The 16,707-nt window shown below is 67.1% G+C and carries 17 protein-coding genes; 7 read left to right on the forward strand and 10 right to left on the reverse strand.

Annotated elements, in window-relative coordinates; genetic code table 11:
- Nucleotides 1-65 precede the first annotated feature (65 nt).
- Nucleotides 66-2,915: an aminomethyl-transferring glycine dehydrogenase gene (gene gcvP, locus ACN0SE_RS15605; RefSeq protein ID WP_417525461.1), complete on the forward strand. Its 2,850-nt coding sequence runs from the start codon at nt 66-68 to the stop codon at nt 2,913-2,915.
- Nucleotides 2,916-3,289: 374 nt separating this feature from the next.
- On the opposite strand, the gene ACN0SE_RS15610 is transcribed toward gcvP, so the two are convergent.
- Nucleotides 3,290-4,183 (reverse strand): inositol monophosphatase family protein, encoded by an 894-nt coding sequence (locus ACN0SE_RS15610; protein ID WP_417525462.1) that lies wholly within the window; start codon nt 4,181-4,183, stop codon nt 3,290-3,292.
- Between the two features lie 124 nt (nt 4,184-4,307).
- Between ACN0SE_RS15610 and ACN0SE_RS15615 the strand changes: the two genes are divergently transcribed.
- Nucleotides 4,308-4,793 carry a VOC family protein gene (locus ACN0SE_RS15615; RefSeq protein ID WP_417525463.1) on the forward strand — a complete coding sequence of 162 codons (486 nt, stop codon included), beginning with the start codon at nt 4,308-4,310 and terminating at the stop codon, nt 4,791-4,793.
- Here the strand turns inward: ACN0SE_RS15615 and ACN0SE_RS15620 are convergent, their stop codons facing one another.
- On the reverse strand, nt 4,794-7,310 hold the full coding sequence (locus tag ACN0SE_RS15620) for an ABC transporter permease (protein ID WP_417525464.1): 2,517 nt from the start codon (nt 7,308-7,310) through the stop codon (nt 4,794-4,796). It abuts the gene before it with no gap.
- Complete coding sequence (locus ACN0SE_RS15625) at nt 7,307-7,999, reverse strand: ABC transporter ATP-binding protein (protein ID WP_417525465.1); 693 nt, start codon at nt 7,997-7,999, stop codon at nt 7,307-7,309. Before ACN0SE_RS15625 ends, ACN0SE_RS15620 begins: the two co-directional genes overlap by 4 nt.
- Nucleotides 8,000-8,018: 19 nt before the next feature.
- Here ACN0SE_RS15625 and ACN0SE_RS15630 point away from each other — a divergent pair, with 19 nt between their 5' ends.
- The gene (locus ACN0SE_RS15630; RefSeq protein ID WP_417525466.1) at nt 8,019-8,693 is read left to right on the forward strand and encodes an arylesterase; all 675 of its coding nucleotides are present in this window, start codon (nt 8,019-8,021) and stop codon (nt 8,691-8,693) included.
- Between the two features lie 70 nt (nt 8,694-8,763).
- Here the strand turns inward: ACN0SE_RS15630 and ACN0SE_RS15635 are convergent, their stop codons facing one another.
- From ACN0SE_RS15635 to ACN0SE_RS15650, 4 genes are all read right to left on the reverse strand, one after another.
- Nucleotides 8,764-8,970: a cold-shock protein gene (locus ACN0SE_RS15635; protein ID WP_048532637.1), complete on the reverse strand. Its 207-nt coding sequence runs from the start codon at nt 8,968-8,970 to the stop codon at nt 8,764-8,766.
- Between the two features lie 314 nt (nt 8,971-9,284).
- Nucleotides 9,285-10,433 (reverse strand): geranylgeranyl reductase family protein, encoded by a 1,149-nt coding sequence (locus tag ACN0SE_RS15640; protein WP_417525467.1) that lies wholly within the window; start codon nt 10,431-10,433, stop codon nt 9,285-9,287.
- A gap of 109 nt (nt 10,434-10,542) precedes the next feature.
- Nucleotides 10,543-11,100: a L,D-transpeptidase gene (locus ACN0SE_RS15645; RefSeq protein ID WP_417525468.1), complete on the reverse strand. Its 558-nt coding sequence runs from the start codon at nt 11,098-11,100 to the stop codon at nt 10,543-10,545.
- 117 nt (nt 11,101-11,217) lie between these two features.
- Nucleotides 11,218-11,439, reverse strand: a complete 222-nt coding sequence (locus ACN0SE_RS15650) for a hypothetical protein (RefSeq protein WP_417525469.1) — start codon at nt 11,437-11,439, stop codon at nt 11,218-11,220.
- 161 nt (nt 11,440-11,600) lie between these two features.
- Here ACN0SE_RS15650 and ACN0SE_RS15655 point away from each other — a divergent pair, with 161 nt between their 5' ends.
- Both ACN0SE_RS15655 and ACN0SE_RS15660 read left to right on the forward strand, forming a co-directional pair.
- Nucleotides 11,601-12,023, forward strand: coding sequence for a thioredoxin family protein (locus tag ACN0SE_RS15655; protein WP_417525470.1), 423 nt, complete (start codon nt 11,601-11,603; stop codon nt 12,021-12,023).
- 72 nt (nt 12,024-12,095) lie between these two features.
- Nucleotides 12,096-12,578, forward strand: coding sequence for a DUF2938 domain-containing protein (locus tag ACN0SE_RS15660; protein ID WP_417525471.1), 483 nt, complete (start codon nt 12,096-12,098; stop codon nt 12,576-12,578).
- A gap of 3 nt (nt 12,579-12,581) precedes the next feature.
- Here the strand turns inward: ACN0SE_RS15660 and ACN0SE_RS15665 are convergent, their stop codons facing one another.
- Both ACN0SE_RS15665 and ACN0SE_RS15670 read right to left on the reverse strand, forming a co-directional pair.
- On the reverse strand, nt 12,582-13,121 hold the full coding sequence (locus ACN0SE_RS15665) for a hypothetical protein (RefSeq protein ID WP_417525472.1): 540 nt from the start codon (nt 13,119-13,121) through the stop codon (nt 12,582-12,584).
- Between the two features lie 118 nt (nt 13,122-13,239).
- Nucleotides 13,240-13,395 (reverse strand): DUF3309 family protein, encoded by a 156-nt coding sequence (locus ACN0SE_RS15670; protein ID WP_417525473.1) that lies wholly within the window; start codon nt 13,393-13,395, stop codon nt 13,240-13,242.
- Between the two features lie 185 nt (nt 13,396-13,580).
- On the opposite strand from ACN0SE_RS15670, the gene yciA reads away from it, so the two are divergent.
- Entirely contained in the window at nt 13,581-13,964 is a 384-nt protein-coding gene (yciA, locus tag ACN0SE_RS15675; protein WP_417525474.1) for an acyl-CoA thioester hydrolase YciA, read from the forward strand.
- Between the two features lie 93 nt (nt 13,965-14,057).
- The gene (locus ACN0SE_RS15680) at nt 14,058-14,669 is read left to right on the forward strand and encodes an REP-associated tyrosine transposase (protein ID WP_417525475.1); all 612 of its coding nucleotides are present in this window, start codon (nt 14,058-14,060) and stop codon (nt 14,667-14,669) included.
- Between the two features lie 171 nt (nt 14,670-14,840).
- Here the strand turns inward: ACN0SE_RS15680 and ettA are convergent, their stop codons facing one another.
- Nucleotides 14,841-16,496, reverse strand: a complete 1,656-nt coding sequence (gene ettA / locus ACN0SE_RS15685; RefSeq protein ID WP_417525476.1) for an energy-dependent translational throttle protein EttA — start codon at nt 16,494-16,496, stop codon at nt 14,841-14,843.
- Between the last annotated feature and the right edge of the window lie 211 nt (nt 16,497-16,707).

Consider the following 16,707-nt stretch of genomic DNA (forward strand, 5'->3'; position numbering starts at 1 on the left):
TGCGGGTCTTGCCTGCCAGCCCCCGGTGGAAGATTGCCTGGCCAGTTGACGCAGGAGCTGCGCGCATGACTTTCACACCCACCGACTATCTGCCTTATGACTTCGCCAACCGGCGGCACATCGGGCCTTCGCCGTCCGAAATGGCCGACATGTGCGAGGTTCTGGGCGTTGCCGACCTCGAGGCGCTGATCGACGAGACGGTGCCCAAGGCGATCCGGCAGGCCGAGCCGCTGGATTTCGGCAAACCCAAGTCGGAGCGCGAGCTGCTGCGTTACATGCGCGAGGTGGCCGCCAAGAACAAGGTCCTGACCTCGATGATCGGCCAGGGCTATCACGGCACGGTGACGCCGCCGGCGATCCAGCGCAACATCCTGGAAAACCCGGCCTGGTACACCGCCTATACGCCCTATCAGCCGGAAATCAGCCAGGGCCGGCTCGAGGCACTGCTGAACTTCCAGACCATGGTCAGCGACCTGACCGGGCTGGAGGTGGCCAACGCCTCGCTTCTGGACGAGGCCACGGCCTGCGCCGAGGCGATGACCATGGCGCAGCGCGTGGCGAAGTCGAAGGCCAAGGGCTTCTTCATCGACCGCGACTGCCATCCGCAGAACATCGCCGTGATGCAGACCCGCGCCGCGCCGCTGGGCATCGAGGTGATCGTCGGCAACCCCGAGAAGCTTGATCCCGAGGCGGTGTTCGGCGCGATCTTCCAGTATCCCGGCACTTACGGCCACGTGCGGGACTTCACCCCGCAGATGGAAGCGCTGCATGCTGCCAAGGCGATCGGCATCGTCGCCGCCGACCCGCTGGCGCTGACCCTGCTCAAGGAGCCGGGCGCAATGGGTGCCGACATTGCCGTGGGGTCCACCCAGCGCTTTGGCGTGCCGATGGGCTATGGCGGCCCGCATGCCGCCTACATGGCCTGCCGCGACGACTACAAGCGCGCCATGCCGGGCCGCATCGTCGGCGTCTCGGTCGACAGCCACGGCAACCGCGCCTATCGCCTGTCTTTGCAGACCCGCGAGCAGCACATTCGCCGCGAGAAGGCCACTTCGAACGTCTGCACCGCCCAGGCGCTGCTGGCCGTCATGGCCGGCATGTACGCGGTGTTCCACGGGCCCGAGGGCCTCAAGGCCATCGCCCAGCGGATCCACCGCAAGACCGTGCGCCTGGCACGCGGGCTCGAGGAGGCAGGGTTCACCGTCGATCCGCAGGCCTATTTCGACACGATCACCGTGGACGTGCGTACGCTGCAATCGGCCGTGCTGAAATCGGCCCGCGACGAAGGGGTGAACCTGCGCCGCGTCGGTGAGTATCGCGTCGGCATCACGCTCGACGAATGCACCCGGCCCTCGAACATCGAAGCGGTCTGGCGCGCCTTCGGCATCACCCGGAAGGACGACGATTATACTCCGGTCTACAAGATGCCCGAGGAGATGGTCCGCACCTCCGAGTACCTGACCCACCCGATCTTTCACATGAACCGGGCCGAGACCGAGATGATGCGCTACATGCGTCGTCTGGCCGACCGTGACCTGGCACTTGACCGGGCGATGATCCCGCTGGGCTCCTGCACCATGAAGCTCAACTCCGCGGCCGAGATGATGCCGGTGAGCTGGCGCGAGTTCTCGGTGCTGCATCCCTTTGCGCCCGCCGATCAGGCGCAGGGCTACAAGCATCTTGTCGACGACCTGAGTCAGAAGCTCTGCGCTATTACCGGATACGACGATTTCTCGATGCAACCGAACTCCGGCGCGCAGGGGGAATACGCCGGTCTGCTGACGATTGCCGCCTATCACCGTGCCAATGGCGAGGGGCACCGCAATGTCTGCCTGATCCCGATGTCGGCGCACGGCACCAATCCGGCCTCGGCGCAGATGGTCGGCTGGAAGGTGGTGCCGGTGAAATCGGCCGCCAACGGCGATATCGACCTCGAGGATTTCCGCGCCAAGGCCGAGAAACATGCCGAGGCGCTGGCCGGCTGCATGATCACCTATCCGTCGACGCACGGGGTCTTCGAGGAGACGGTCAAGGACGTCTGCGCCATCACCCACGAGCATGGCGGTCAGGTCTATATCGACGGCGCCAACCTCAACGCCATGGTGGGTCTCTCGCGGCCGGGTGACCTCGGCGGCGACGTCAGCCACCTCAACCTGCACAAGACCTTCTGCATTCCGCATGGCGGCGGCGGTCCCGGCATGGGGCCGATCGGTGTGAAATCGCACCTGGTGCCGCATCTGCCGGGGCATCCGGAAGTGGGGGGCGAAGAGGGGCCGGTCTCTGCCGCGCCTTATGGCTCGCCGTCGATCCTGCCGATCTCCTGGGCCTATATCCTGATGATGGGCGGTGAAGGTCTGACTCAGGCGACGCGGGTCGCCATCCTCAACGCCAACTACATCGCCAAGCGGCTGGAGGGGGCCTATGACATCCTCTACCGCGGTCGGGGCGGCCGGGTGGCGCATGAGTGCATCGTCGACACCCGCCCCTTTGCCGAGAGCGCCGGGGTCACGGTGGATGACATCGCCAAGCGTCTGGCCGATTGCGGCTTCCACGCGCCGACCATGTCCTGGCCGGTGGCGGGCACGCTGATGATCGAGCCGACCGAAAGCGAGACCAAGGCCGAGCTCGACCGGTTCTGCGACGCCATGCTGGCGATCCGCGAGGAGATCCGAGAGATCGAGGACGGCCGGATGGACCGCGAGAACAACCCGCTGAAGAACGCGCCGCACACGATGGAAGATCTGGTGCGCGAGTGGGACCGTCCCTATTCGCGCGAGCAGGGCTGCTTCCCTCCGGGGGCGTTCCGGGTGGACAAGTACTGGCCGCCGGTCAACCGCGTCGACAACGTCTACGGCGACCGACACCTGGTCTGCACCTGCCCGCCGATGGAGGACTATGCCGAGGCGGCCGAGTAGGTGATCGGGACGGGGCAGCGGGGGACCGCTGCTTCGGTGGCCTCTGGCGACGCGCCTTCGATAGACAAAACGGCCGCCCGCTGAAGCAGGCGGCCGTTTTTCATAAAGCTTGCAATAGCCCATACGGTGCCGGGCCAGCGGCTGCCCGCGGGGTGCCGCGGCCCCCGCAGTTCGGCAGCGCTTTATCCCGGCCAAATCCGCAGAAGTTCAGGTCGACGCGCCCAGCCCAGCCATAGCGGCAGCCCGATGGGGCGGGCAGCCGCTGGCCCGGCGGGCTTCGCCCTTGTTCCGGGCCGGGACGATATTCGAAGGGGGGCGGTGGGGTGGAACCCCACCCTACGCGGTTTCGCCGGCGGGATTTCCCGCAGACCCGCTCACTCCGCGAGGCTCTCGCTCTCGGGCTTCGGACCCAGCAGGAAGCCAAGCTCTGCCGCCACGGTGTTCCAGGCCGCCTCGGAGCCGGCGCAGAGCAGGTAGCCTTCTTTCTCGGCCACCGAATATTCCCGCCCGTCGAGGAACGCCACGTGACCGCCGGCCTTCTGGCACAGCAGCACACCGGCGGCGTGATCCCAAGGCGTCATCTTGCACGACAGCACGAAATCGCAATGCCCCTCGGCCAGCAGCCGGTACTCATGCGCCGAGCAGCGCAGCGCATCCGGCCGGCCGATCCGCGGATAGAGCGCCGCGACCTGCGGCTGCACATCCGCGGGCATCAGCTTGAGGTGAATGTAGCCCACCATCTCGGCCAGGGTCTTCGGCTCGGCGGTGGTCAGCGTGCGGCGCCGGCCGCGCGGGCCGGTCCAGGTGGTCAGGCTGTCTTCATCCGCCACCACCACGTCATCGTTGAGCGGGTCGTAGATCATGCCGTAGACCGGCTTGCCGAAGCGCGTCGCCGCGACCATCGTGCCAAAGAGCGACAGCCCGTGGGCAAAGTTCCATGTGCCGTCGACCGGATCGATCAGAAAGCCCAGTTCGGCATCGCCCAGGGCATCGAGGATCTTCGGATCGCGCGAGGCCGCCTCTTCACCGACGATCACCGCCGAGGGAAAGGCCATCTGCAAGCCGCGGGTGATCATCGCCTCGGCAGCCTCGTCGGCGGCGGTGACGAGGTCGAGCTTGGATGTCTTCTCGGAGATCTCCGACGGGTCGAGCGCGCGGAACCGCGGCAGGATCTCGGCCTTGGCGGCGCGGCGGACGAGATTGAGAAGCGCTGTCTTCTGCGCGCGGGTCAGCGGCGCATGCACGGCCATCGGCAGGTTGTCTGACATGGTGGTCTCCGATTCTGGCGGAAGTTCTGTGGGGTTTGCCAGTCAGGGGGCATGGGTTCAAGAGAAGCTTTGGCGCAGCGCCCGATCCGGGGTATGTTTCCCGGGGCAGCACAGGACGACGGCCATGACCCCATCCGCCAAGGTGGCGACCTGCCTCTGGTTCGAAAAGGACGGGTTGGAAGCCGCCCGGTTCTATACGTCGCTTCTGCCCGGGTCGGAGATCCTGACCACGCAGACCTTCGACCACATGGCCACCGGAGAGGCGGACGGCGTCAAGGTGATCACCTTCACGCTTGCCGGGGCGCCTTTCGTGATCCTCGAGGCCGGACCCTACCAATCCCACAGCGACATGGTGTCGATCCTGATCACGACGGAGGATCAGGCCGAGACCGACAGGCTGTGGCACAGCCTGACCGCGGATGGCGGGCAGGGGGTGCAGTGCGGCTGGCTGAAGGACCGTTGGGGCATCACCTGGCAGATCACGCCGCGCCGGATTGCCGAACTGACGGCGCTGGGCGACCGGGCAAAGACCCGCGCGCTGATGCAGGCGATGCAGCCGATGGTGAAGCTGGACATCGCGGCGCTCGAGGCGGCCTATCACGCCGGCTGACTATTCCCGCGCACGCAGCACCCGCGCCGGGCGCGCCGCCAGTGGTCGCCAGGCAAAGCCCAGACCCGCCAGCAGAGTCGCCAGCACGCCGCCCAGCACGATCAGCAGGGCCGAGCGCCATTGCACCGCGAAATCCACCTCCATCACGTAGGTCATCACCGCCCAGCCGCCGATGACCCCCGCCGCCAGCGCTACCAGACCGGCGGCCGCTCCCAGCAATGCCGAGCGCAGGGCAAAGCTCTGCAGGATGCGCGCCCGCGCGGCGCCCAGCGTCTTGAGCACCGCCGCCTCGTAGGTGCGCGCCTGTTCGCCTGCCGCCGCCGCGCCGATCAGCACCAGAAAGCCGGTCAAGAGCGTCGCTGCCGCGCCCCAGGCGGTGGCCGAGGCGATGCCGCCCATGATCTCGGCCACCCGGTCGACCGCGTCGCGCACCCGGATCGCGGTGATGTTGGGATAGGCCGAGGCCAGATCGCGCAGGATCGCCGCCTCGGCCTCTTCCTCGGCATAGACGGTCGAGATGAAGCTGTGCGGCGCGCCTTCCAGCGCGGCGGCGTTCATCGACATGACGAAGCCGATGCCGGCGGTCGAGAAATCCACCTCGCGGAACGAGGCGATGGTGGCGGTGATGTCACGGGCGAGGATGTTGACGGTCAGCTCGTCACCGAGCTTGAGCCCGAGCTCGGCGCCTTCCTCGGCGGCAAAGCTGATCAGCGGCGGGCCGGTGTAATCCTCGGGCCACCACTCGCCTTGGGTCAGCGTCGTGTCCTCGGGCAGGGCGGCGGAATAGGTGATGCCCCGGTCGCCGCGCACCACCCAATGATCGCCGGCGACGTCGCGCGCCGGCTGGCCGTTGATCTGGGTGAGGATGCCGCGCAGCATCGGCGCGCTCTGCACCTTCGACACCGCCGGGTCCTCGTCGAGCCTGGCGCGGAAGCCGGGCATCTGGTCTTTCTGGATGTCGACGAAGAAGAACGACGGCGCCACGTCGGGCAGGTCGGTCTGGATCGCGGCGCGCATGTTGCCCTCGATCTGGCCCACTGCCGCCAGCACCGACAGCCCGAGGCCCAGCGACAGCACGGTCGAGGCCGCGCCTTCCTGCGCGCCCGAGATCGCCGAGAGCGCCCAGCGGAGCGCCGGGCGGTGGCGCGCGGCGCGCTGGCTGCGGCGGGCGGCCCAGCGGATCGCCATGGCGGCCAAGGCCAGCACGGTCAGCGCCGCGAGGATGCCGCCGGCGGTCCAGAGCGTCAGCATCGACGAGCCGGAAAACAGTGCCGCTGCACCGATCAACCCGGCCAGCAGTGCCAGGGTCACCACCACATGCGGCCAGCGCGGCAGCAGCCGCGCGCCGCCCAGAGCGTCGCGGAAGAGCGTGGCGGGGCGGATTTCCTCGGTGCGGGCCAAGGGCCAGAGGGTAAAGATCAGCGCGGTGAAGATGCCATAGAGCGCCGCTTCTAACAGCGGCCCGGGGTGCACGGCAAAGACCGCCGGCACCGGCAAGAGGCTCTGCAACAGCGGGCCCAGCGCCAGCGGCACCAGAGCGCCGAGGCTGAGGCCGATGGCGATGCCCAAGAGGCTGAGCGCGCCGATCTGCAGGAAATAGGTCAGGAAGATCACCTGCCGCGTGGCGCCCAGCGTGCGCAGGGTGGCGATCACCGAGGTCTTGGAGGCGAGGTAGGCCCGCACCGCCGCCGAGACGCCGACACCGCCCACCGCCAGCCCCGAGAGACCCACGAGGATCAGGAAGCTGCTCAGCCGGTCGACAAAGCGCGAGATGCCGGGCGCGCCATTGCGGGCATCGCGATATCGCCCGCCGACCTCGGTAAAGCGCTCGCGCGCCTCGGCCTTGAAGGCATCGAGATCGGTGCCGGTGGGCAGGGCCATGCGGTAATGCGTCTCGAAGAGCGTGCCGGGCTGCAGCAGGCCCGAGGTCGCAAGTGCTTCGGTGCGGACCAGCGTGCGCGGCCCGAGGGAAAAGCCGCCGCCGGCGTCGTCAGGCTCGACCGTGAGCAGGGCGCTCAGGGTGAAGGTGCCGGTGCCCAGCTGGAAGGTGTCGCCGGGCGTCAGGGCCAGCCGGTCGGCCAGCACCGGCGCCATCACCGCGCCCTGGCCGGCAAGTGCCTCGTCGAGCGGCATCTCCGGGTCGAGCGTGACCTGGCCCACCAGTGGATAGGCGTCGTCGACGGATTTGACCTGGGTCAGCGCGCGTTCGGTCTCGCCGTCGCGGGTAACCACGACCATCGAACGGAAATCGGTGATCTCCGAGACTGCCAGCGCCCGCTCGCTCATCCAGGCGCGCTCCTCGGGCTCGGCAAAGCGGTAGGTCAGGCGGACCTCGGCGTCGCCGCCCAGCAGCTCGGCGCCTTTCTCGGTCAGGCCGAGCTCGATCGAGGTGCGCACCATGCCGATGCCGGCAATCGCGGCGACACCCAGTGCCAGGCACGCAAGGAAGATGCGAAAGCCGCGCAGGCCGCCACGCAGCTCGCGTCGGGCCAGTCGGGCCGCGGTGGCAAGGCTCATTCCGCGGCCTCGCGCAGGCTGGTGTCGAGACGGCCATCGCGCAGGCGCACCACGCGGTCGCAGCGGGCGGCCAGCGCCGGGGCATGGGTGACCAGCACCAGCGTCGCGCCGTGGCGGTCGCGCAGGTCGAAGAGCAGGTCCATGATTGCGCCGCCGTTGGTTTCGTCGAGATTGCCGGTGGGCTCGTCCGCCAGCAGGATATGCGGCCTGGGCGCCGAGGCGCGGGCCAGCGCCACGCGCTGCTGCTCGCCCCCCGACATCTGCGCCGGGTAGTGATCGGCGCGGCTGCCCAGCCCCACCGCCTCGAGCTCGGCGGCGGCGCGGTCAAAGGCATCGCGGTGGCCGGCCAGCTCCAGCGGTGTGGCGACATTTTCCAGCGCGGTCATGGTGGGGATCAGGTGAAAGCTCTGGAACACCACGCCCATGTGATCGCGGCGAAAGCGCGCCAGCGCATCCTCGTTCATCGTGCCGAAATCCTGTCCCAGCACCGTCACGCTGCCGCCTGTGGCCCGCTCGAGCCCGCCCATCAGCATCAGGAGCGAGGATTTGCCCGATCCCGACGGCCCGATCAGCCCGATGGATTCGCCTTTCGTCACGTCGAGCGAGATGCCATGCAGGATCTCGACCCTGCCGGCATTGCCATCGAGCGCAAGGTGCACATCTTTAAGCAAGAGAACGGGATCAGACATGCAAAGGGCCTTTCGGGCAATGTATCAGCTTTTGACATATGGGGGTTGTGCCCGCCTGAGCAAGGCGGTCGCGGCGGTTTTGACGCTGGCTGCGCCGGCGGCGGCGGACGAGTTGGAGATCCTGGCGCTGGGCGACAGCCTGATCCAGGGCTACGGGCTGATGGCCGAAGAGGGCTTCGTGCCGCAGATGCAGGAGTGGCTGACAGAGCAGGGCCACGCGGTGACCCTGATCAACGGCGGCGTCTCTGGCGACACCACGGCGGGTGGCCTCGCGCGGGTGGCCTGGAGCCTCTCGCCCGAGGTCGACGCGATGATCGTGGCTTTGGGCGGCAACGACGTGCTGCGCGGCATCGATCCCGGCGTGGCGCGGGCCAACCTCGACGGCATCCTCAAGGTCGCGGCAGAGCAGGACCTGCCGGTGCTGCTGGTGCCGATGCGCGCGCCGGGGAATTACGGCCCGGACTACAAGGCGGCGTTTGACGGGATGTATGCGGAACTCGCGGCAGAGCATGGTGCGCTTGAGTCGCCGGCCTTCTTCGACATCCTGCTGCCCGAGGGCGGCGATCCGGGGCAAGTGTCTGACCTGATGCAGGGCGACGGCATCCACCCGAATGCGGAAGGCGTGGCGCAGATCGTCGAGGGGATCGGGCCGCATGTGGAGCGGTTGATCGCGGCGGTTGAGGGCGCATCGTAAACGCCACCCCGCAAATACAAAAAGCCCCACCGAATGGCGGGGCCTTTCAATCACTTCGAGGCAAGAAGCCTTACGCCAGCGCGATGTTCTCGGCGGCTTCGCGGCCATCACGGCCCGGCTTGATGTCGAAGGTGACTTTCTGGTTGTCGGCGAGGCCGGTCAGGCCGGAGCGCTCAACAGCAGAGATGTGCACGAACACGTCTTTGCTGCCGCCGTCGGGTGCGATGAAACCAAAGCCTTTGGTGGTGTTGAACCATTTCACAGTGCCAGTGGCCATGTGTTTACTCCTAGTAGTACTACTGCCCGCGGGATTGCGGCAGGTCGGCTTAGTCAGTGCAGATCGAAGGACTGAGCCGTAGAAGGAGCAGCGGTCGATAGATAACTTCGCACGCAAGATATGCGGGTAAGCCGACGCCATTTCAAGGGGAATTTGCGGGGCTTTCGGCAAGGCGTTGCCGGCGCAAAGGCGGGACACGTTATCCTTGCGTTACGCTAGCGCTATCGCACCCGCTTTGAAGCGCAGACGACCTGTGCGCCGATCCACAGGGCAAATGAGAGAGACCCACGCGAGAATCGGGGCGCGCAGGGGTGTCACGCCTTGGAGCCACCGAAGGCCCGGATCAGGTAGCTCGGCAGCCGCCGCACCAGCGCGCGCATCAGGTCGGGATATTCGATCTCGCCGCCCAGAAGCCGCATGTAGTCATACCGCAGGTGGCCGGATTTGCGCACCGCGCGGACGAAGCCTTGCTTGAACGGCCCCCAGTAGAGCAGCAGCCGCACCCGGTTGGCATGGCGCATCGCCGTCAGGATCGGGCGGAGCCGCGCGCGGTAGAGCCGCAGCGCCGCGTCGGGTTCATGCCGCGCCAGCGCGTCGCGCGCGGCCAGCGCCGCCATCTCGCCGGATTTCATCGCATAGGCAATGCCCTCGCCGGTGACCGGATCGACCAGCCAGGCGGCATCGCCGGCCAGCAGCACGTTGTCGCGCCCGGGGCGGCGGCGGGCCTGGCCGAAGGGCAGGTACTGGCCCTTGATCCGGGTCCCCGGCGGCACCCCGAGATCGGCCATGTAGGCGCGCATGATCGTCTTGAGATCGGGGTTGCGGCTGTGCACGCCGCCGACACCCACAGTATGGGTGCCGGATTTGGGGAAGGACCAGCCGTAACCCCAGTTCGCCGCCCCCATGTCGATGCGCAGCGGCGCATCGGCCGGCAGGGGAGGGCCCTCGGCCTCGAGCGCGAAGCCGATGCGGGCGGGATCGAAAGGCCGGCCAAAGAGCGCCCGGGCGGTGGCGCTGTTGACGCCATCGGCACCGATGACGATGGGCGCCTGAAGCGTGAGGCCGGAGGCCAGGGTCACGCGGCCGGCCTCGGGGGTCAGCTCGGTGATGCGCTGGCCGGTGAAATCCTCGGCCCCGGCGTCGAGCGCCAGCGCGCAGAGATGGGCGTCGAGCGACAGCCTCATGGTCAGGTAGACCGGCGGAATATCCTCGATCACGCCCAGCTTTTCGCCGAAACCATAAAGGGTTACCGCCGACTTGCTGTCGAACTCGGCGGGCAGCTCGGTGGCAAAGATCTCGCGGTAGTAGCGCGCCGCCCGGCCGGTGAACCCGGCGCCGCAAAGCTTGTCTCTGGGAAAGCGGGCCTTGTCGACCAAAGCGGTCCGAAGGCCGGCTTTCGCGGCGGTGCGCGCAGCAGCCGCCCCGGCAGGGCCCGCGCCGATGACAATCAGATCAAACAACATGCAGGCTCTTTCCCCGCTCGCCCCGGCGCGGTCAAGAGGCAAAAGGAAACCGGCGCGCGGGGGGCTCCAAGCCCCCATGCACGCCGGCAAAATTGACCTTGCGGAAGGTTCAGATCACGGTGACCGTGGTACCGATCGGCACCCGCGGATAGAGGTCCATCACATGGGCGTTGGCCATCCGGTAGCAGCCGTTCGATGCCGCCTGGCCGATCGAGGCGAGGTTGTCGGTGCCGTGGATTGCCGCATAGGTGTTGACGCCGTTCTGGAACAGATACATCGCCCGCGCGCCCAGCGGATTGCCCGGACCGCCCGGCTGGACGTAATCGTTGCCCTTGAAGCGGCCATAGGTCTGCGGCTCGCGCTCGATCATCGCGTCGGTGGGCCGCCAGGTGGGCCATTCCTTCTTGGCCTGGATCACCCCGGTGCCGGAAAACTCGAGCCCGGTGCGACCGACGCTGATGCCGTAGCGCAGGGCGCGGCCCGGTTCTTCGATGAAGTAGAGGAAACGCGATTTCTGCAGCACGATGATCTGGCCCGGGGCCAGGTCGGCGCGCACGCGGACGTATTGCGGGGCGAATTTCGGATCGAGTTGAAACTGTGCCCGGGCCAGCGACGGCAAGGCCAGGGCAGCGGCGACAGAGCCTGCAAACGTACGGCGCGAAATCATGGGGGTCCCTCCAGCAATGAGCCGGGGAATCATATGGCAGGAGGTCCGTGAGCGGGAGTCAGGTTTCCGTTACCCCGGAAAGTTGTGGGCCCTGTGCAACGGAGTGCAGCGGCAGGCTCAGGCGGCGATCGGGCCGCGGGCCGGGGCGCTGTCCTCGGAGGGGCTGCTGCGCAGCGGCGCGGTGATCAGCGACAGCGCGATGCAGAGCATCGGCAGGGCCAGAGCGAGACCGAAATAGAGGCTCAGGGCGGCAAGACCGCTCATCCCGAAGACCAGCCAGCCCAGCAAACCGCCGAAGGCACCGAAGGTGCTGCCGAAGATGAATGCGATGCTGGCCATGTCGGTCTCCTGTCCCTCTGGTCTGAAATCCAGTAAGCGCGGCAAATGGGGCAGCAATGCGGCGCATTCGGTGCATTTTCCGGCGCAAGGTGCCGGGGTCTTGCCGCAAAGGCAAGCCGTCCCCAGATATTCGCAAAGCACGATATGAAGGAATCCGCGTCATGAGCGCAAAGAAACTGACATGCCTCGACTGCGGGCAGGTGAACAAGGTGCCCGAGGCGCGGCTCGACGCCGGCCCGAAATGCGGCACCTGCGGCGCGCGGCTTATGCCGGGCAAGCCGGTGGAGATCGACCTCGCCACGCTGAAAAAGGCCGCGCGCAACGACGAGGTGCCGCTGGTCGTCGACTTCTGGGCGCCCTGGTGCGGCCCCTGCCGGATGATGGCGCCGGAGTTCGACCGGGCCGCGGGCCAGGTCGGCACCAGGGCGCGGCTGGTCAAGCTCAACACCCAGGACGAGGCGCAGGCCGCCGGCAGCTACAACATCCGCGGCATCCCGACCATGGTCCGCTTTGACCGGGGGCGCGAGGCGGGGCGGCAGTCGGGCGCGCTGACCGCCGACCAGATCTTGGGCTGGATCGGCTGAAATCACGGGTCCACCCCTTGCAGGCCGGCGCAGGCTCTGACAGCTTCCCGCGCGTAAGGCAGGAGGTTGGTGATGAGCGCGTTGATCTGGATCGGGTTGGTCATGGGGCTGGGGGGCACCCTGGCGATGGACATCTGGTCCGAGGTGCTGGCGCGGGGCTTTGGCCAGCCGCGCCCGGCCTGGGGGCGGATCGGGCGCTGGGCGGCGCAGCTGCCCGGGGGCCGGGTCTTTCACGACGACATCGGCGCGGTACACCCGGTGCAGGGCGAGGTCGCCCTGGGCTGGCTGGTGCATTACAGCGTCGGGCTGGCCTATGGCGTGATCTTCGTGCTGCTGTCGGGGCCGGACTGGCTGGCAGCGCCGAGCTTTCTGCCGTTGTGGATTTTCGCGATGGTCACCATCGGCGCGGGCTGGTTCCTGTTGCAGCCCGGGATGGGTCTGGGCTGGGCGGCGTCGCGCACGCCAAACCCCTGGAAGGTGCGCGGCATGGGGCTGGTGGCCCATACGGTCTTTGCCATCGGCATGTACGCGGTGGCGGTGCTGGGCGCGCCCTGAGGCTCAGCGCTCTGACAAGGGCCTGAAGGGCCTGGCGCTGGTGTCCTTTTCCTGCGCCTGCATCCAGCCGTTTTCCCAGGACTGGTGATCGACGGTGTTCTCGGAATACGGATTGGCTTGGAAGGAGACCCCCTCCTGCCGGGCGATGTAGCCTTCGTCATAGGCGGCCATCCGCGGGTCCATCCCGGCGGAATGATGCGCCGTCTTCTGCAGGTGCTCGGCGAATTCGGGGTATTTCACCAGCACCGTCTGGTCGAGCCCGTCCGGATACTCCTCGAGTGCCTGCCGCCCGCGATCGGTCAGCGCGAGGGCGCCGTCCTCGGCAGGCTCCAGAATGCGGGCGATGCGCAGGTGATCGAGCTGTCGCAGCAGCCGGACCCGCCGCTCATCCTCGGGCAGGCCCGGCGTCTTGCCGGCGGTCTGGAATAGGGCGTCGAGCCGGGCGGAACAGCTGTCGATGGTCACCGGTCCCCTTGCGGCGGCATGCAGGATGAGCGCCGTCAGGCTGGCGGTGCTGAGCAGGGGGTAGTCATTGTCGAACATGCGCGGCGGTCCTCTGATCTGACGCTTGAGGTCAGCCTAGGCGCAGGACGACGACCGGTAAAGAGGCAGGGTGAGGCCGGCGGGGCCGGGCCTCACCTCTGGTCGCGGGGCAGGGGCGTCAGACCCGGCCCATCAGCACGAGGATGATCAGCACGATCAGCACCACGCCGAGGATGCCCGAGGGCGCATAGCCCCAGTTGCGCGAATGCCCCCAGCGCGGCAGGGCGCCGATCAGGGCAAGGATCAAAAGGATGATCAGAATGGTATAGAGCATGGCGGTGTCCCTCTTCGGTTCGGGGTGATGGCGGTCTCGGAGCCTTTGCCGCAGCGACAAGGTCCGCGGCAGGTTGGCAACGCGCGAGCCGGGCTTCGGTTCCCTTGCGGAAGCGCGGTCTCTGGGCAGGGCGCGCGGGGTGGTGTAGCCTCGGGCCGAACAGCAGTTTTCAGAGGCAGAGCAACATGACAGAGACCCAATCGGCGCCGGACGGAGAGCTGACCCTGCGCACGCTGGCAATGCCGGCCGACACCAACGTCAACGGCGACATCTTCGGCGGCTGGGTGCTGAGCCAGATGGACATGGCCGCCGGCATCGTCGCCGGCGAAAAGGCGCAGGGCCGGGTGGCCACCATCGCCGTCGACGCGATGAAGTTCATCCGCCCGGTCAAGGTGGGCGACGTGCTCTGCGTCTACTGCCACATCGCGCGGGTGGGCCGGACCTCGATGGCGATCGAGGTCGAAGCCTGGGTCCGCCGCGAGCGCATGGGCATGCGCGAGAAGGTGACCGAGGCGATCTTTACCTTCGTGGCGATCGACGGCGACGGGAGACCGCGCGAGGTCCCGTAGGGTGGGTTTCCAACCCACCTTTTCGGGCGCGGTGGGTTGAAAACCCACCCCGCGGTTACCTCGTGTTAATCGCTTTTCGGGCAGTTTCGGCGCATGCCGAACTACATTCGCCCGAAGGCCAGAGGGGCCACCATCTTCTTCACCGTCGCCCTCGCACAGCGCGGCGCGACGCTTCTGACCGACGAGATCGAGCTGCTGCGCGATGCCGTCAGGGTCACCCGCGCGCGCCGGCCCTTTGTGATCGAGGCCTGCGTGGTGCTGCCGGACCACCTGCACATGCTCTGGACCCTGCCATCTGACGATAGCAATTATTCCGACCGCTGGGGCGCGATCAAGGCGCGGTTCTCCAAGAGGGTGCGGCTGAAGCGGGGGGATGCGGTGGGTTGCAAACCCACCCTACGAGAGGCGGCGTCGTCCGGTTCTGCCCGCTCTGACGTAGAGCGACTGAGGGCGCGCCGCTCGGCCAGTAAGGTGAAGAAGCAGGACGCCGGCATCTGGCAGCGGCGGTTCTGGGAGCATCACATCCGCGACCGCACCGACTTGGAAAACCACATCAGGTGTTGCTGGGGCAATCCGGTAAAACACGGGCTGGTCGAGAGGCCGGTGGATTGGCGGTATTCCTCGATCCATCGCGATGTGCGGCTGGGGCGGGTGGAGCCGGAGTGGCGCTGCGGCGATCTGCGCGACATGTTCGGAGAGCCGTAGGGTGGGTCTGTGACCCACCGCAGCGGGGCATTAGGCACGGGGCAAGCCCGCGAGATAACCCCGTAGGGTGGGTCTGTGACCCACCATGCCGCGGAGCTTCCGCCAAGGCGGTGGGTTGAAAACCCACCCTACGGGCCGCATCGGGTGCGCCGAGACGGCGCACCCTGTATCTTACCGAGAAAACTTCTTGTGCTTCAACCGCTTCGGCTCAAGCGCATCTGCCCCCAGCCGGCGCTTCTTGTCTTCCTCGTAATCTTCGAAGTTGCCCTGGAACCATTCCACATGCGCCTCGCCCTCGAAGGCCAGGATGTGGGTACAGATCCGGTCGAGGAAGAAGCGGTCGTGCGAGATCACCACGGCGCAGCCGGCGAAATCGACCAGAGCGTCTTCCAGCGCCCGCAGGGTCTCGACATCGAGGTCGTTGGTTGGTTCGTCGAGCAGCAGCACGTTGCCGCCCTCTTTCAGCAGGCGCGCCATGTGGACGCGGTTGCGTTCACCGCCTGACAGCAGGCCCACCTTCTTCTGCTGGTCGCCGCCCTTGAAGTTGAACGACGAGCAATAGGCGCGGGAATTCACCTGGGCGTCGCCCAGCTGGATGATCTCGGCGCCGCCGGTGATCGCTTCCCAGACGGTGTCGTCGGGCTTGAGGTCGTCGCGCGACTGGTCGACGTAGGACAGGTCGACGGTGTCGCCGTATTCGATGGTGCCGGCGTCGGGTTTCTCTTCGCCAGTGAGCATCTTGAACAGGGTCGATTTACCGGCGCCGTTGGGGCCGATCACGCCGACAATGCCGCCCGGCGGCAGCGAGAAGGTGAGGTCCTCGACCAGAAGCTTGTCGCCCATCGCCTTTTTCAGGCCCTCGACCTCGATCACCTTGGAGCCGAGGCGCGGGCCGTTGGGGATGACGATCTGGGCGCGGGTGATCTTCTCGCGCTCGGACTGGTTGGCCATCTCTTCATAGGCCTGGATCCGCGCCTTGGACTTGGCCTGGCGCGCCTTGGCGCCCTGGCGCATCCACTCGAGTTCGCGTTCCAGCGTCTTCTGCTTGGCCTTGTCCTCGCGGGCCTCCTGGCTCAGGCGCTTGGCCTTCTGTTCCAGCCAGGCCGAGTAGTTGCCTTCGTAGGGGATGCCGCGGCCACGGTCGAGCTCGAGGATCCAGCCGGTGATGTCGTCGAGGAAGTAGCGGTCGTGGGTGACGATCAGGATCGTGCCCTTGTAGTCGATCAGGTGCTGCTGCAGCCAGGCGATGGTCTCGGCGTCGAGGTGGTTGGTCGGTTCGTCGAGCAGCAGCATCTCGGGCGCTTCGAGCAGCAGTTTGCAGAGCGCCACGCGGCGTTTCTCACCGCCCGAGAGGGTGGTCACATCGGCATCGTCCGGCGGGCAGCGCAGCGCCTCCATCGCGACGTCGATCTGGCTGTCGAGGTCCCAGAGGTTCTCGCTGTCGATCTGGTCCTGGAGCGCGGCCATCTCGTCGGCGGTCTCGTCGGAATAGTTCATCGCCAGCTCGTTGTACTTGTCGAGGATGGCCTTCTTCTTGGCGACGCCCAGCATGACGTTGCCGCGCACGTCGAGCGACGGGTCGAGCTCGGGCTCCTGCGGCAGGTAGCCCACCTTGGCGCCCTCGGCTGCCCAAGCTTCGCCGGTGAAATCCTTGTCGAGGCCGGCCATGATCTTGAGCAGGGTGGATTTACCGGCGCCGTTGACGCCGACCACACCGATCTTGACCCCGGGGAGAAAGCTGAGACGGATGTTCTCGAAGCATTTCTTGCCGCCCGGATAGGTCTTGGACACGCCGTCCATGTGGTACACGTACTGATAAGCCGCCATTGCTCGCCCCTTGGTTTGCCTGGAGGGCTAGATAACGCTGCGCGGGACGAGGTGCAATGTGTCGCGGAGGGATGGGGTTGGAATGCCGCTCGGTGAGGCAGTGGGTTGTAGCGGTGGGTTACAAACCCACCCTACGGTGAAGCGCACGACGGACAGGACGGGTAGGGTGGGTTTGCAACCCACCTGCACGGAACGCGGCAAGGGAAGGAAA

It is taken from the genome of Marinovum sp. (assembly GCF_048263515.1).
In the GTDB taxonomy this organism is placed as follows: Bacteria; Pseudomonadota; Alphaproteobacteria; order Rhodobacterales; family Rhodobacteraceae; genus Marinovum.

What these genes read in the sequence shown, in the direction of transcription:
- gcvP (WP_417525461.1), top strand. Translation starts at nt 66, where the DNA reads ATGACTTTCACACCCACCGACTATCTGCCTTATGACTTCGCCAACCGG.
- ACN0SE_RS15610 (WP_417525462.1), bottom strand. Translation starts at nt 4,183, where the DNA reads ATGTCAGACAACCTGCCGATGGCCGTGCATGCGCCGCTGACCCGCGCG.
- ACN0SE_RS15615 (WP_417525463.1), top strand. Translation starts at nt 4,308, where the DNA reads ATGACCCCATCCGCCAAGGTGGCGACCTGCCTCTGGTTCGAAAAGGAC.
- ACN0SE_RS15620 (WP_417525464.1), bottom strand. Translation starts at nt 7,310, where the DNA reads ATGAGCCTTGCCACCGCGGCCCGACTGGCCCGACGCGAGCTGCGTGGC.
- ACN0SE_RS15625 (WP_417525465.1), bottom strand. Translation starts at nt 7,999, where the DNA reads ATGTCTGATCCCGTTCTCTTGCTTAAAGATGTGCACCTTGCGCTCGAT.
- ACN0SE_RS15630 (WP_417525466.1), top strand. Translation starts at nt 8,019, where the DNA reads ATGTATCAGCTTTTGACATATGGGGGTTGTGCCCGCCTGAGCAAGGCG.
- ACN0SE_RS15635 (WP_048532637.1), bottom strand. Translation starts at nt 8,970, where the DNA reads ATGGCCACTGGCACTGTGAAATGGTTCAACACCACCAAAGGCTTTGGT.
- ACN0SE_RS15640 (WP_417525467.1), bottom strand. Translation starts at nt 10,433, where the DNA reads ATGTTGTTTGATCTGATTGTCATCGGCGCGGGCCCTGCCGGGGCGGCT.
- ACN0SE_RS15645 (WP_417525468.1), bottom strand. Translation starts at nt 11,100, where the DNA reads ATGATTTCGCGCCGTACGTTTGCAGGCTCTGTCGCCGCTGCCCTGGCC.
- ACN0SE_RS15650 (WP_417525469.1), bottom strand. Translation starts at nt 11,439, where the DNA reads ATGGCCAGCATCGCATTCATCTTCGGCAGCACCTTCGGTGCCTTCGGC.
- ACN0SE_RS15655 (WP_417525470.1), top strand. Translation starts at nt 11,601, where the DNA reads ATGAGCGCAAAGAAACTGACATGCCTCGACTGCGGGCAGGTGAACAAG.
- ACN0SE_RS15660 (WP_417525471.1), top strand. Translation starts at nt 12,096, where the DNA reads ATGAGCGCGTTGATCTGGATCGGGTTGGTCATGGGGCTGGGGGGCACC.
- ACN0SE_RS15665 (WP_417525472.1), bottom strand. Translation starts at nt 13,121, where the DNA reads ATGTTCGACAATGACTACCCCCTGCTCAGCACCGCCAGCCTGACGGCG.
- ACN0SE_RS15670 (WP_417525473.1), bottom strand. Translation starts at nt 13,395, where the DNA reads ATGCTCTATACCATTCTGATCATCCTTTTGATCCTTGCCCTGATCGGC.
- yciA (WP_417525474.1), top strand. Translation starts at nt 13,581, where the DNA reads ATGACAGAGACCCAATCGGCGCCGGACGGAGAGCTGACCCTGCGCACG.
- ACN0SE_RS15680 (WP_417525475.1), top strand. Translation starts at nt 14,058, where the DNA reads ATGCCGAACTACATTCGCCCGAAGGCCAGAGGGGCCACCATCTTCTTC.
- ettA (WP_417525476.1), bottom strand. Translation starts at nt 16,496, where the DNA reads ATGGCGGCTTATCAGTACGTGTACCACATGGACGGCGTGTCCAAGACC.